Raw genomic sequence first — 14,406 nt, 5'->3', positions numbered from 1 at the left:
CAGGCACAAGATCAGCAGACACCCCACAGATCCTGCCGACTCAACACGCAACTGCCAAGCCCCACAACGAACTTCATTCTGAAACGATCAGTAAGTCGACCTTTTACTCGACACCGCCTGCTCGACACCGCCGGCGAGGTTGGCCTTCCCAACGGTCCCCGATTTCCGGGCCGTATTCGTCTATCTACATCGAGTGGGGCACACGCATGGCCCTGATCTACTCGGACCGGAACCCGCCCCCACTGGGGGCGGCGCCCGTCCCCGCTGGGACTGGGGGCAGACCCCGCCGTGGCAGCCCGGCGGTTGACGGAGAACCACGCCGTTGCCGCCGGGTGTTTCCGGTACGCCTGGGATCGGCAGGTCGCAGGACGACGCGATCGCAGACGGTTCCTCAGCGCGGAGGTCACGGGTTGCCCGTCCCAGGCTACGACGGCGGTCCGCTGCCGGCGGTCCCGCTGCAGCCTCGCGGCCGCGTGCGCTGCGCCGCTCGTACGATAGGGCCATGGGTTACGACGTACATATCACGCGACGCGACTTCTGGTGGGACGAGGAGGGCGAGCCGATCGGCGCGGACGAGTGGACCGCGGTGGTCAAGGGCGATCCCGAGCTGGAGATGGCCGGGGCCGCGGAGGCGGCGGTGGAGGGGGGCGACGCCGTCCTGCGGTACGAGAACCCGCTGCTGGCGCGGATGGTGACGCACCCGGCCGTCGACACCGAGGGCGCCTGGCTGGACCTGCGGGAGGGCGTGATCACCGTGAAGAACCCGGACGACGTGCTGCTGGCCAAGATGAAAGCCGTCGCCGCCCTGCTCAATGCGAAGGTGCAGGGCGACGACGGCGAGGACTACCCGCTCTGAGCGGACCCGTGGACCGGGCCCGGCAGGCGGTTCAGAGCGCGGCGACGTACACGGCGATGCTCTCCGTGGCGTCACCGTAGAAGCGCTTGAGGACCCGTTGGACCGGCCAGACGACCGACCCGTCGGGAAGGTGGAGTTCCACGTTGATCTCGCCCTGCGGGTCGGCGTCGTCGACCACCCACTCCCCGCCCTTGGTACGGCGGATCAGTTCTCCCACGTAGGCGCCGACGGCGAACAGCCGGGCGCCGGTGTCCTCGGCCAGCAGGCCGCCCGGGACGGGGTTCCCGGCGTCCGCGGACTCGGCCAGGAAGCGCTCGATCTCACGCGCGCTGTCCGGCGTGAAGTCCACGCGGTAGCCTGAGCTGCTGAGCGCCTGGGCGATCCACTCGGAGTAGACCTGAATGTCCTGGGCCAGTCCCTGTCCGGGCATCTGATTCGTCCTCGCGATGTCGTGGTGCTGGTGGCTGGTGGAGTGTAACCACGGACGGCGGGGCGGCCGGGCGGCGGGAGTGCCGCCCGGCCGCCCCGTAGGTCACGGCACTTCGAAGACCTCTACGACCACCCCCTGCGTCTGTCCGTAGGTGACGACGTCGTCCAGCGCCTGCTGCTGCGCGCTGCTCATGCCCGGCGGGACGCCGATCTCCAGCCTGCGGGCCTGGATCGCGCTGCCGTCGACCGTCGTACCGCGCCAGGTCCGGCCGGTGAAGTTGGCCATGTCACGAACGTATTTGCGGCCGAGGCCCCGGATACTGGACGCCTGCTGGTACGAGGCCAGGCTGGTGTCGATGGATTTGATGCTGGTCGCGGTTCCGGTGGCCGCGTCCCAGCGGTCGATCGTCGGGAAGCTGTTCGGCAGGTTTCCGCCGCGCATGTCCTCGATCGCGAGTCCGCGCTCGTTGGCCGGCAGCTTCCACACGGAGCCGGCCTGCGCCACCTCTGCGCCCGCGGCGAGCCTGCGCAGCATCTGGAACGCGCCCCGTACGAGGAACGGCAGTCCGGCGACCACCTCGCCGCTCCCGTACATGTCGGAGCCGGTGTCGGCACCGTGCTCCTCGGCGAACTCGTCGTAGTCCTCCTGGAAGGTGACGCAGTCCTGGAACCAGCAGCCCGGTCCGACCTCGCCGAAGAACTCCAGGGTGGAGGCGATCATCCGCCCCATGCCCCACAGGAAGTCCTCGCCGTCGCCGGTCGGGGAGCCCGAACCGGCCGCCATGCAGGCGTCCTTGACGTGGTAGCCGTACTGGTCGCACTCGCTGCTGGTGGATCCGGACGAGGTGCCGGACGAGTCGCCGCCGCCGTAGCAGGTGGCCGCCGGGTAGCAGTGTCCGTCGAGCTCGACGAAGCTGACCGGGTTGCCTCCGGTGAAGGCGTACCGGTTGCCCGTCATCGGGTCGCTGACCAGCCGCATGTCGGCGAGTGCGCCGTTGTACATGTCGCGGCTGGTGAAGCGGTTGAGTCCGGGGCTGTAGTCCCGGAAGCCCATGTCGTAGGTACCGGACTGGGCGTCCCAGCGCTTGGCGTTGAACCGGTAGGGGTTGTAGGCCTCCTTCGCGGGATCAGCGGTGTCGGGCTTGTCGATGCCGGTGAACTCGGAGGTGTCGTCCTTGCCGTAGGCGGTGTAGCCGTACGTCGCCCGGGTGTCGCCGTCCTTCGTCGTCAGGGTCTCGACGTCGGTGTGGCTGTTGTAGCCGTAGTAGCTGTCCTCGGTCGAGCCGTCCGTGTTGTGCTTGATCTGCGAGAGACGCTCGCCCCACGGGCTGTATTGGTACGACTTCGTCAGCCGGCCCGCCTCCGCCTCACCGAGGATCTCGCCGGACAGGCCGAGATAGGTGAAGTCGGTGGTCTTGCCGCCCGTCGTCTTCGACGCTGTGCGGTCCAGCGGGTCGAAGGTGTACTTCGTGACCTCCTGGCCGCCGGTGTCGGTCAGCTTGCTGTTCTCCACGACGTGGTCGAAGCCGTCGTAGACGTTGCGCTGGACGATTTGGCCACCGCCCGTCACCGTCTCCAGACGGCCGAACGGGTCGTAGTTGTACGTCGCCTTCGACCCGCCCGAGGAGGCGGAGAGCAGCCGGTTGCGGTCGTACGTGAACGACGTCTCCGTGCCCTTGACGTTCTGCCAGACGACGTTGGCGTTGTCGTCGTGGACGTACGACTCGGTGCCCGCGCCGTTGCCGGTCTTGACCGACGTGGCGAGCCGGTCGGCCGGGTCGTAGGTGAAGTCGGTGGTGGAGGAGAGGTACGCCGCGTGGTTGTCGGCGTTCATCTTCTTCGCCACGTCCCGCGCTTTGTTGCCGTTGGCGTCGTAGGCGTAGGTGTGCTCGGCCACGAGCGTGCCGTCGGCCTTCTTCTCGACGGAGTTCTTGATCTCCCCGTCGAGGAAGTAGGTGTAGTCGACGGTGTTGCTGTTGGCCTTGGTCTCGCGCAGCTTCTGCCCGCGGTCGGTGTACGTGTACTGGGTGACCTTGGGCGAGGCGTCGGCCGCGGTCTTGCCGACGGAGACCGTCTTGACCAGTTCCCTCAAGTCGTAGGTGTACTTGTTGAACTGGTCGGGGTGGGTGACCGTGTCCGGCTGGCCGTTGGCGTCGTAGACGTACGACGTGGAGCGCTTCTCCTGGCCCGCAAGCGCCTCGGTGATCTTCTGGACCTCGTTGAGGCCCGTGTAGGTCATCGTGTAGGCGTCGATCCTGGCACCTGAAGAGGTGTCGTCGATCGAGGTCAGGTTGCCGTTGAGGTCGTAGGCGTAAGTGAAGGTCCGCTTCTCGGTGTCGCTGTCACCGGAGTTGTCGCGGACGAGCTTGACGCCGTCGGCGACGACCGCGCCGCCGCTGTTCTGGAACAGCCGGAGCTGGGCCGCGTTGCCCCGCGTGAAGGCGTACGAGCCGAGTGGCACCCAGGTTCCGGCGGCGGTGTTCTGGTCGATCGTCTTGTCCGTCGTGCCGCCGGAGTGCGTGACCGTGTACTTCGCGGTCGTGGCGGCCCCGGCGACCTTCGGGAACTTGACGTAGGCGGTGTAGGTACCGTCCTTCGGGATGTTGAGGGTCCAGGTGAAGGCGTCCGTGCCCGTGCCGGCGGCGTGGACCTGGTGGTCGTAGCCCTGCTGGCCGGTGAGGTCGCCCTTCGTCCAGGTCCCCGTGGCCGAGGTGTTCTGGGTGTCGGAGTTGTCGACGAGCACGACCGCGCTGCCGACCGGGACACCGTCGTCGGTACGGGTCTTGAGCTTGCCGTCCGGGTAGTAGTCCCAGCCCATGGTGCGGCTGGAGGATCCGCCCGCCGAGGTCAGCGTCCTCGCCGTCTGCTGGCCCAGGTCGTTGTAGCCATACGTGGTGACGATGTCCCACGGGTCGGTGGACGACTTGACCCAGCCGTTGTCGAAGTAGCTGTATGTGGTGTCGTTGCGGACGGTCTGCCCCTCGGACGGCGGCGCGGAGACCTTGGAGACACGGCCGACCTCGTCGTACGTGGTCTCCGTCCAGACCTTCCTGTTGTAACGCGCGTCGGCCGGGTCGTACGGCTGGATCTGCCGGGACGGCCGGTTGAGCGCGTCGTAGGTGGTCTCCGCGGTGAAGTCGTCCGCGGCGGCGGTGTCCACGCCGCGCGGGGAGACCACCCTGACGGTGTTGCCCACCTGGTCGTACTCGTACTTGGACGTGCGGTAGGTGATCGTCGAGGTGCCGTCGTGCGGCACCTTCATCTCGATCGCCTTGGCCCGCGCGTCGTAGGCGATCAGGGAGCGGTTGTTCTCCTGGTCGACCGTGGCGATGACAAGGGAGTCCTTGTCGTACTCCCGCTTGGTGACCTTGCCGGCCGCGTCGGTGACGGAGACGACCCGGTGGTTCAGGTCGTACGCCGTCTTCGATGTGTAGTCGTCCGGGTCCGCGCTCTGGTTCTTCTTCGGGTCGACGACCTTGATCGCGTTGCCGACGTTGTCGTACCCGTACGAGACCGTGTGACCGGCCGCGTTGACAACGGACGTGAGCTGGTAGATCGCGTCGTAGTTGTTGGTGGTGCGGTAGTCGTTCGGGTCGGCCGTGGTGGCCGCGCCCTTCGGCTCGGTGGTCGTCTTGAGGTTGCCGACCTTGTCGTAGGTGTAGAGGGTCCTGCGGTCCGCCTGGGTGGCGGTGTCCTTGGGCGCGGTGGCCTCGACGACCTGGTCGGACTTGTCGTACACGGCCGTGGAGACCGCGCCGTTCGGCGAGGTTGAGACGGTGACGTTGTCGTTGGCGTCGTAGACCGGGGCGGGGGTGGTGATCAGGTCACCGGCGGCCTGGTCCTTCGGTGCGGTGGAGACCAGCGGACGCCCGTACACGTCGTACGTCTGCGTGGTCTTCTTGCCCAGCGCGTCGGTCACCTGCGTGACCTGGCCGCGCTCGTCGTACACGTACGTGGACGACTTCTGCAGCGCGTCGGTGATCTTCGCCGGGTATCCCGTCGGTCCGAAGTCGCTGTTGGTGGTCGCGTTGCCGTTGGCGTCGGTCGCCTTGGTCAGCAGACCGTAGGAGTTGTACGCGTAGGTGGTGGTGTAGTCGCCCTCGGTGGTGGTCGTCTCCACGCCTTTGGGGTCCGTGACCGAGGTCAGGTTGCCCCGGGAGTCGTAGCCGAACTGCCAGGTGCGCCCCTCGGGGGACTTCTTCTGGAACAGCTCGGCGGTGTGGCCGCCGAGACCGTACTGGTAGGTGAAGGTGGCCGCGGCGGTGCCGTTCTTGTTGGCCTCGGCGTCCTTCTGCTCCAGCGGGTAGCCGGTCTTCGGGTCGTACGACCAGGTGCTGACCGCTCCGTTGGCCTCCTCCAGGCGCGTGACGTTGTTGTCCGCGTCCCAGCTGAGCTTGGTGGTGAGGTTGGCCGCGTTGGTGATCTGGGTGACCCGGCCGTATCCGTCCATCACATAGGTGCCGGTGTGGTTCTCGGCGTCCGTGACCTTCGTCTCGATCGTCGAGCCGGCGGAGCCGTCGGGATCCTGGTAGACGTAGCCGGTGGTGCCGCCGAGCCGGTCGGTGACGGTCTTCGTCCACCAGTGGAACTTCGGGTCGTCACCCGTCTGCGGCGCGTGGTAGGCGAGCTGGGTGTCATGGCCGCGCGGGTCGGTGACCTTGACGAGCTTGACGTTCTTGTTGCCCTGGGTGGCGTCGTACGTGAAGCCGAACACCTTCGGCTGGGCCGAGCCCACGCCGTCAGTGAGTGCGGTCAGCAGGCCCTTGTCGGAGTACTCAAAGGCCAGCTTCCGCCCGGAGATGTCGGTCATCGACTTGACGTGGTCGATGATCTTCGGGTTGTTGCTGTCGGCCTTGGTGTAGTACTCGACGGTCAGCGACTGCCGGCCGGCCGGGTCCGTGATGTACGAGAGGAACTTGACCGGCTTGTTGTTGGACTTGCGCTCCTCGTACGTGTACCGCTGCGTGTTGCCGTTCTTGTCCACGATCGACGTGAGGAAGCCGTCGCAGTCGAAGAAGAACTGCGTCCGGTCCGGGCGGGTCAGCGACCATGCCTGCGGATCGCCGTCGCTGGACGGCTTGCAGTCCACTCCCGCCTTCTGCTGGAGCAGGTAGTGCACGCCCGCCGGGGCCTTCCACACGCTCGTCGCGCTGTCCCAGCGGAAGACGTGCGCGGTGCCGTCGCCGTCCGGCAGGGTCACCTCGGTCGGGTTCGGATTCGGGTGGAAGTCCAGCGCCGCGCCGAGCCGGATCGGACCGGCGGCCTGGGCGGACCAGCCGTGGCCGAGCACCGTGTCGGAGGTGTCGAGCGAGTTGTACGCGAAGCGCACGAACGTGCCGAGACCGCGCCCCGGGTTGCTGAAGGCGTTGTACTGCCAGACCGTGTTGCCCGCTGCCGTGTTGTTCATGACGGACGAGCCGGCGCCGGTGTTCTCACCCGCGTACGAGTAGAACTTCTCCAGGCCGAGCTGGTTCGAGGTCGGGTCCTCGACCGCCACGTTCTGCTTCAGGCCGGCGATGCCGCCGGTGCCCGACAGCCAGGTACCCGCGGTCTTGTCGAGGATGTCCCAGGTCAGCACGTAGTCCGTGCGCTTGTTGCCCTCGTCGGAGTTGATCGGGGTCTTGACCTGCGCCTGGACGGTGACGGACCCGCCGGGCGAGACATCGGCCGGGAGGGCGGTCTGCACCTGGTTGCCACCGTTCGTTCGGTCGGTGCCGTCCGGCAGGGCCCACTTGTAGGTGAGGACGTGGTCGGCGGCCTTCCAGTTGGAGGCGGTGGTGTTGGTGAGGGTGACCTCGACATTGTGTATGTCGCCGGGGATCATCCGGGCCGGGGTGTGCGGCGCGTAGTACGTCGACTCGGTGGTGGAGTCGATGTACGTGAGGACCAGCCGCGGGCGCAGGCGCTGCTCGGGCGCCTCCGAGGAGAGGAACAGGGTCCGCTCCTGCGAGGCGGCCTCGTTGGCCGTCTTGATGAGCACACCCTGCTGCGACGACGGAGTGGTGACCCAGCCCTGGGCGAGCGAGGTGACGTTCCACTCGTGGCGTGCGGGGTCGTTGGTCATCTGACCGACGGTGTCGGCGACGGCCGTGCCGTGGTCACCTCCGGGAGCGGTCCAGTTGGTGGTGGCGTCCGCCTTGACCCAGGTCGCGGTGGCCTCGTCGAAGTCGCGGGTCAGCGGCCGCAGTTCGTAGACCGTGCCGGAGGACTGGATCGTGCTCTGGGTGCCCCACAGCCGGACGTTCGCATCCAGGACCCGGGCAGTGGTGGGTATGCCGAGCGCCGGGAACTTCAGCAGGGTGCGGGTCTTGCCGTACGTCACCGAGTTGTTGCCGACGGTCAGCCAGTTCTGCGGAGCCCCGTCCTGGATGGTGTCGTGCGGCAGGGTCGACTCCGCCGAGGACAGGGTGGTGTCCTGCACGGCCTCGATGATCTTGGTGGTGCGGCCGGCCTTCGGCAGGCGCACCAGCTGGGTCGGGGCCGGGACGACCTGGCCGTCCTTCGTCTTGACCGCGACCATGTAGTAGTACGCGCGGCCGAACGGGTCGGCGTCGTCGGCGGGTGTCGGCGTCGCCGAGGTGTCCGTGTACGACGTCGTGCCGGACGCCACCGGGGAGACCAGGGTCGTGGCCGACGGCGTGAACGTCTGGTAGACGCTGCGGTGGACCTGGTACTCGACGATGTCGTCGCCGGTCGCGGCCGACGGATCGGCGTACGAGGACCAGGTCAGCTCGGCGCCGGTGTCGTGGATCACCGAGGGCGCGTTCAGCGTCACGCCGGGACGGGCGTAGGTGAGGACCAGCCTGGGGTAGTTGACGGTCTCACCGCCGTAGCCGAACTCCGACGCCTCGTAGCGCGGACCGCCCTTCGGCGCACCGGCGGCCTCGTTGACGGCCTTGATGACGAAGCCGTTGTTCGTCTGAGTGCCGTCGATCCAGGACTGGACGGTGTCCTTCACCGAGAACGAGTGCCACCTGTTATACGTGTTCGCCGGCATCGAGACGGTACCGGCCTTGGTGAACCGGACCGCGTCCGCGATCACCGCGGTGGACGTGGACGCCGGCCCGTCGCCGAGGACGACCTTGCCGGCCGTGCCCGCCTTGAACGGGTGCGCGCCCAGCGGCTTCCAGATGCCGCCGGTGCCTGTCTTCTGGTCGACCGTGTACGGCTTGCTTCCTCCGTCGTAGGTGACGGTGTATGGCACGGCGGTGGACCGGTCGTCGGCCGGGATCACATGGGCGTCGACCTGGTAGGTGCCGTCCTCGGGCAGCGTGGGCTGCCAGGTGTATGTGTCACCCGCGGTCGCGTCCTTGTTGTACAGGTAGTCGCGGTTGATGGCGTACTGGGTGAAGGCCGCGTTGCTGGAGGCCGGCCAGGCACCCTGGGCCGCGGTGGTCCCCGCGTCGCCGTCGTCGACGACGGAGGAGGTTGCGGACAGCTCGCCGACCAGACCGTTGGCGCTGTTCCAGGTGGCGTTGCTGGCGAGCCACGACGTCGTGGCACGGTAGGCGCCGAGGGTCACCGGGGCGCCGGGACTCACGCCGGTGTGCGTCTGGTCGTAGTACAGCTGGAGCCGCGCGTCGTCCAGCTTGGTCCCGGCGGGGACGCCGGACAGACCGAACCGAACCAGTGCGCGGGCAGCGGCGCCGGCCGAGTCCAGTCCGGCGGACAGCCGCCAGGTGGTGTTGTAGTTGGTGCTCGCGGCGGAGGACAGGATCATCGTGTCCTGCGACTCCGACGGCGTCGGCGCGATCGCGAGGGTCGGGTCGACGGTGACCGGGTACTGCCGCTCTGGCTTGGCCAGCCACTTCGCGTCGGGGGTGACGGTCAGCTTCCAGCCCTTACCCGACCGGGTCAGCGTCTGGGCGACCTTGTCGCTGGAGGCGTAGCCGTACGGGGAGTCAGCGTCCTTGCGGGCGTCGGTCATGAAGGCCGGCGGGATGACGAGCACGGGGTGCTTGGCCTCGCCGTAGAACTCGACGGAGCCGTCCTTGCGGGCCTTCGGCGTCAGGCCGTCGGCGTCCAGGGTGAAGGTGAAACTGACCGGGCCCTTGGGCCGTTCGGCCAGGACGATATTCTCCTTCACCCGGCCGGGACCGATCTGGTACGTCAGATCGGCGCCACCGGGCAACGCGTTGGGGTAGCTCACGGCGCTGCCCCTGGCGGCGGGTTTCAGCCTGCTGCCCGCCCCCGCGAGGCCGAGGGTGACGGCGTGGCCGTCCTGCGTCTCGAACCGCAGGAGGCGCTTCGGGTCGGAGCCGAACCAGCTCCGGCCGGTGTTGGTGGTGTTGGCGAAGTCGAAGCCCACGCGGTCGGCGGGGGTCACCGTCGGGTCGACGGTCTTCCAGGTCTTCCCGTCGCGGTACGAGGTGGGCGCGACGGACACCTCGGCCTGGATCCGCCCGTCGGAAAGCAGCCAGGAGCGGGAGTGCGGGGTGCGCCGGGCGGTGAGCTCGGCGACGCGGGTCGGCTTGGCGGCCGGCTTCCCCTTGGGCAGCCGCTCGTTGCGGACGACGCCCTCGGCGGGCTGGGCCGGCGGGTCGCCCTTGCGGCCGGACTCCTCCCAGTCCCTGAGTTCCTCCCGCCATCTTTGTTCGTCGAATCTCTGCGGCTTGGAATCCGCGACGGCCGGTGACACCGGTTGTATCAGCGTGCCGGTCATCGCGGCGGCGACGGCCGCAGTCAGCAGCCGTCTTGAGCGAACATTCACGTGGTAATTCCCTCCGGATAACTGAAACCGGTCGGCGATGCGCCGGTTTCAGGTCGAGGGTTCTAACCACCGTACTGATGTTCCGTCAAACTGGGCGACATACAGGATGGTTGATCCGAATCGGGGAATCAGTCGCACGGCGGAGCGTATCTGGTCGATGCCGCCCAGCGGCAGGCGCCAGGCGTTGGCTCGCACCGCGCGTGGCGTACGAACTGGCACCCCGAGGCCTCGCACTGGGGCAATCCCCTGACTCGGTGGCCCATTCCTGCGTCCGTTCAGGCTCCCTCACCCACACGGACGTCTGCCGACTTCTCGGGCCCCACCCCTGCGCAGCTGCTCGAATTCGTCCGTCGTACCGCCGCGGACGCCGACCTCATCGCCGCGCTCCCGCTCGACGCCGAAGGCCGTACCTGGGTACGCATCCAGGGACCGGGTGGCAGTGAGGCCTGGCCCATCAGCTGGCCGCCCGGCGCGGGCACCGGCTGGCACGACCACGCCGAGTCCATCGGTGCCTTCGCCACGGCGCAGGCGAACTGACGGAGAACTCGCTCGCGGTGCGCCTTCCCGCCGAGGGGTGGAGGTCCCTGGAGCCGGCCGAAGGCGTCGACCGCCGACGGAAGTTGCCGCCCGGTGAGGGCAGGGCCTTCGGCCACCACCACGTGCACGAAGTGCTCAACGAGTCCCACACCGAACACGCCGTCTCCGTTCACGCCCACTACCCGCCGTTGCCGCTGATGCGCCGCCTCAGCCGTACCGGTGCGGTGCTCTGGCTCGAACAGGTCGAGAGGCCGGAGGACTGTCGGTGAGCGACAAGCCGTCCATCGATGAGCACCTGGCGCGGATCCGCGCCAGGCTCGACCGCGTCGGCCCGCAGGGGGCGTACGCGGCGGCTGCCGACGGGGCAATGCCGGTCGACATCCGGTAGGCCGAACTGCGCGGCGCGACGGGCTGATTCCCGGCGCCCTTGTGATCGAACGCAACGAACTGGAGTGGCGTCTGGATCCGCAGAGCTCCCACCGTGTCCCGCAGGCCATGGGCCACGATCTGCGGATCGTGGTGATCTGCAACGAGGGCTACGCCTCGAGCCTGGCCGCCGCATCGCTGCACCAGCTGGGGCTGCACCGCGCGACCGACGTGGCCGGTGGCTTTCAGGCATGGCGTGCGGCGGGCCTGCCCGTCAGCGCACCGTAGGACCCGTGCGGGTGGGGCCGTCCCCTCCGCGCACGGCAGCACCGGCTCCGCTGTGGGGCGACGCCTCTGCGGAGCCGGTGCTGTGAGCCGGTGTGCGGCGGGATCGGGCGGGCATCGTGTGCCGAGCGCGATCCCTGCTTTCAGCGGGTGAGCAGTCCTCGACTGCGCAGCACCCGCCGTTCCAGCGGGCTGAAGATCAGCAGATCGATGGCGATACCGACGACGAGGATCAGGAAGATGGCCAGGAACACCTGCGACATGCTGGCGTTGTTCCGCCCGTTCTCCAGCAACTGCCCGAGCCCGACGCCCAGATCCGGCGAGGAGGCGATGATCTCGGCGGCCATCAGCGACCGCCAGGAGAACGCCCAGCCCTGCTTCAGCCCTGCCAGATAGCCGGGAAGCGCCCCCGGCATCACGATGTGCCACGCCCCGCGCAGTCCGGTCGCGCCCAGCGTCCGCCCGGCGCGCAGGAACAGCGGCGGGATCTGGTCGATGCCGGCGACGAGCCCGTTGGCGATGGAGGGGACCGCGCCGAGCAGGATCACGGCGTACATCATCGAGTCGTTCAGGCCCAGCCAGATCACGGCAGGCGGCACCCAGGCCACCGACGGCAGCGACTGCAGACCGGACAGGATGGGGCCGACGGCCGCCCGGACGAACTTCACCCGGGCGACCAGCAGGCCGAGCGGCGTGCCGATGGCCAGTGCCATCAGGAAGCCGAGCAGGCCGCGCGAGACGGATGTCCAGATGTAGTCGAGAAGGGTGCCCTGCCGCCAGGCGGCGTTGACCTCGTCCCATACCGCGGACGGCGACGGCAGCTTGTAGTCGGGGGCGACGTCGGCCCACACCAGCAGCTGCCAGAGCACCAGCACCAGTGCGACGGCGGTGACGGGCGGCAGTACTTTACGTGTCAGCGTCTCGTGCAGTGGCGTACGGCCGGTCTGTACCGAGTCCAGCGCGTCGAGCCCGGCCTCCAGCCCCGCCAGATCCTGTGTGTCCTGGGGCTCCCCGGCTGCCGACGAGCCGTCCTTCCTGTCGTCGACGCCGGTGTCAGTGCTGGCCATGGCGGCGGATCTCCTTGCGCAGTTCTTCGGTGATCCCGACGGAAAGCCCGGCGACCGCGCTGTCCTCGATGCGGCGCGGTTGCGGGATGCCGACGGTCCACTCCCGGGCGATCCGCCCCGGCCGCGAGGACAGCAGGACCACCCGCTGCGCAAGCTTCACCGCCTCCCGCACGTTGTGCGTCACGAACAGCACTGACATTCCTGTCTCGTACCAGATGCGGGTCAGCTCGTCGTGCAGTACATCACGGGTGATGGCGTCCAGCGCGGCGAACGGCTCGTCCATCAGCAGCAGTCGGCTGTCCTGGGCCAGCGCACGGGCCAGCGCGACGCGCTGCCGCATACCGCCCGACAGTTCGTGCACCCGCTTGCGGTACGCGCCCTGCAGCCGTACGAGCTCCAGCAGCCGCTCCGCCTCCTGCCGCCGCTCCGGCTTGGCCACCCCGCGCAGTTTCAGCGCGAGCTCGATGTTCTTGCCCGCGGTCAACCACGGGAACAGCGCGTGCTCCTGGAACATCAGGGCGGGCCGGCCGTCCGTGGCGATGGAGCCGGCAGATGGCCTGTCCAGTCCCGCGACCAGGTTGAGCAGGGTGGACTTGCCGCAGCCGGAGGCCCCCAGGAGGGTGACGAACTCGCCCGGTGCGACATCGAGCGTGATGTCGTCCAGCACGAGCTGCTGCCCCCCGGGCGCGCCCGGTGCGGGGAAGTACTTCGAGACGTGCTCGATACGGGCGGCGTGGGTCACGGCCGTGGCGTCACCGGCAGCCTTGACGGTCGTGGTGGCCATGGCCGTCACCTCCTGGGAACTCATCGGGTCCGGGTCGTCGTTACTCGGCGCCCAGACCGGCGTCGTCGACCGCGTCCTTGCCCTCGGCCTTGAGGACCTTGTTGAGCGGTGCGAGGTCGTAGATGCCCTTCAGATCGGGCTTCTCCAGCAGACCGGCCTTCACCGCGTGCTCCGCCTGGGTGCTGAGGGTGGCGGCCAGCGGGTCGTCGAGGAAGGTGATGGACTTCCAGGCCGGGTCGATGACCTCGGGGGGCAGCGCCTTGCCGGACTCCTTCTTGAGGGCCGCGTTCGCGGACGCCTTGGCCTGCTCCGGATTGGCGTTGATCCACTCGTTGGTCTTCACCGAGCCGCGCAGCACGGCCTCGACGACGTCCGGGTGCTCCTTGAGGAACTTCTGCGACACGATGATGTTCGTGATCACGAACTTCTTGTCGGGCCACAGGGCCGACTCGTCGAGCAGTACCCTCGCGCCCTCCGCGACCAGCTTGGACGCTGTCGGCTCCGGCACCCAGGCACCGTCGACGGAGCCGGACTTGTAGGCGTCCGGGGTCACCTTGTTGTCCGTGCGGACCACTGAGACGTCGCCCTTGCCGCTCTGGGCGTCGACGTTCCAACCCTGCTCCGCGATCCAGTTGAGGAACGCGACGTCCTGGGTGTTGCCCAACTGAGGGGTGGCGATCTTCTTGCCCTTGACGTCGTCCAGAGACTTGATCCTGTCCGGGTTGACGACCAGCTTCACGCCCCCCGAGGCGGAACCGCTGATGATGCGCAGGTTCGTGCCGTTCGACTTGGTGTAGCCGTTGATGGCGGGGGAGGGGCCGATCCAGCCGATGTCGATGGAGCCGGCGTTCAGTGCCTCGATCTCGGAGGGGCCGGCGTTGAAGGTGGACGCCTTGATCGTGGTGCCGCCGAGCTCCTTCTGGAGCAGACCCTCCTGCACTCCCACCAGAGCGGTGGCATGCGTGAGGTTGGGGAAGTAGCCGATCCTGACTTCGTCGGCGGAAAGCTTCTCGGCGTCCGCCGCGACCTCGGTCTGCTTGCCGTCGTCGGTGGACTCGGACCCGTAGCCGCAGGCGGTGAGCAGGAGGGGGAGCGTGGCTGTGACGGCGAGGGTGCGCAGGGCGGTGAGCGATCTTGCGGCAGACACGGAGGTGTCCTCTCAGGGGATGGTGATCACGGAGGTACGGAACTGCGAGGCGTACTGCTTGCCGGCGCGCATCGGCACTCCACTCCTCGGCCGACGGCACGCATGCTGTCGCGGGCTGAGACGTGGAACGCGGGGGCGCTGTCAGCCGACTGCGTCCGATCCGCCGGCGGAAACGGAGCGCCGGCGGAAACGGAGCGGAGGCGGGGGGAAGCGCTGGTTCGGAGA

General features: G+C 68.3%; 6 protein-coding genes and 2 pseudogenes. 3 read left to right on the top strand and 5 right to left on the bottom strand.

Annotation, left to right across the window (positions count from 1 at the left end):
- Window positions 1-502: 502 nt before the first annotated feature.
- Window positions 503-856 (top strand): hypothetical protein, encoded by a 354-nt coding sequence (locus AB0K02_RS30465; RefSeq protein ID WP_365995798.1) that lies wholly within the window; start codon window positions 503-505, stop codon window positions 854-856.
- 31 nt (window positions 857-887) lie between these two features.
- Here AB0K02_RS30465 and AB0K02_RS30460 read toward each other — a convergent pair whose 3' ends face one another.
- Window positions 888-1,286, bottom strand: a complete 399-nt coding sequence (locus AB0K02_RS30460) for a hypothetical protein (RefSeq protein WP_365995797.1) — start codon at window positions 1,284-1,286, stop codon at window positions 888-890.
- A 102-nt stretch (window positions 1,287-1,388) separates the two neighbouring features.
- Window positions 1,389-9,995 carry a DNRLRE domain-containing protein gene (locus AB0K02_RS30455; protein WP_365995796.1) on the bottom strand — a complete coding sequence of 2,869 codons (8,607 nt, stop codon included), beginning with the start codon at window positions 9,993-9,995 and terminating at the stop codon, window positions 1,389-1,391.
- Between the two features lie 261 nt (window positions 9,996-10,256).
- On the opposite strand from AB0K02_RS30455, the pseudogene AB0K02_RS30450 reads away from it, so the two are divergent.
- A pseudogene (locus AB0K02_RS30450) lies at window positions 10,257-10,801 on the top strand (cysteine dioxygenase).
- A pseudogene (locus tag AB0K02_RS30445) lies at window positions 10,798-11,186 on the top strand (rhodanese-like domain-containing protein). Before AB0K02_RS30450 ends, AB0K02_RS30445 begins: the two co-directional pseudogenes overlap by 4 nt.
- Window positions 11,187-11,326: 140 nt before the next feature.
- Here AB0K02_RS30445 and AB0K02_RS30440 read toward each other — a convergent pair.
- From AB0K02_RS30440 to AB0K02_RS30430, 3 genes are read right to left on the bottom strand one after another with little or no spacing between them, the layout of a single operon-like run.
- Complete coding sequence (locus tag AB0K02_RS30440) at window positions 11,327-12,250, bottom strand: ABC transporter permease (RefSeq protein WP_365995795.1); 924 nt, start codon at window positions 12,248-12,250, stop codon at window positions 11,327-11,329.
- Window positions 12,237-13,034: an ABC transporter ATP-binding protein gene (locus tag AB0K02_RS30435; RefSeq protein WP_365995794.1), complete on the bottom strand. Its 798-nt coding sequence runs from the start codon at window positions 13,032-13,034 to the stop codon at window positions 12,237-12,239. Before AB0K02_RS30435 ends, AB0K02_RS30440 begins: the two co-directional genes overlap by 14 nt.
- A gap of 40 nt (window positions 13,035-13,074) precedes the next feature.
- Window positions 13,075-14,181 (bottom strand): aliphatic sulfonate ABC transporter substrate-binding protein, encoded by a 1,107-nt coding sequence (locus AB0K02_RS30430; RefSeq protein ID WP_365995793.1) that lies wholly within the window; start codon window positions 14,179-14,181, stop codon window positions 13,075-13,077.
- Window positions 14,182-14,406 lie beyond the last annotated feature (225 nt).

The sequence above is a fragment of the Streptomyces sp. NPDC049597 genome, from assembly GCF_040675505.1.
Classification (GTDB): Bacteria; Actinomycetota; Actinomycetes; order Streptomycetales; family Streptomycetaceae; genus Streptomyces.
The sequence above is the reverse complement of the archived record's forward strand: the minus strand, read 5'-3'. Positions and strand labels throughout refer to the sequence as shown.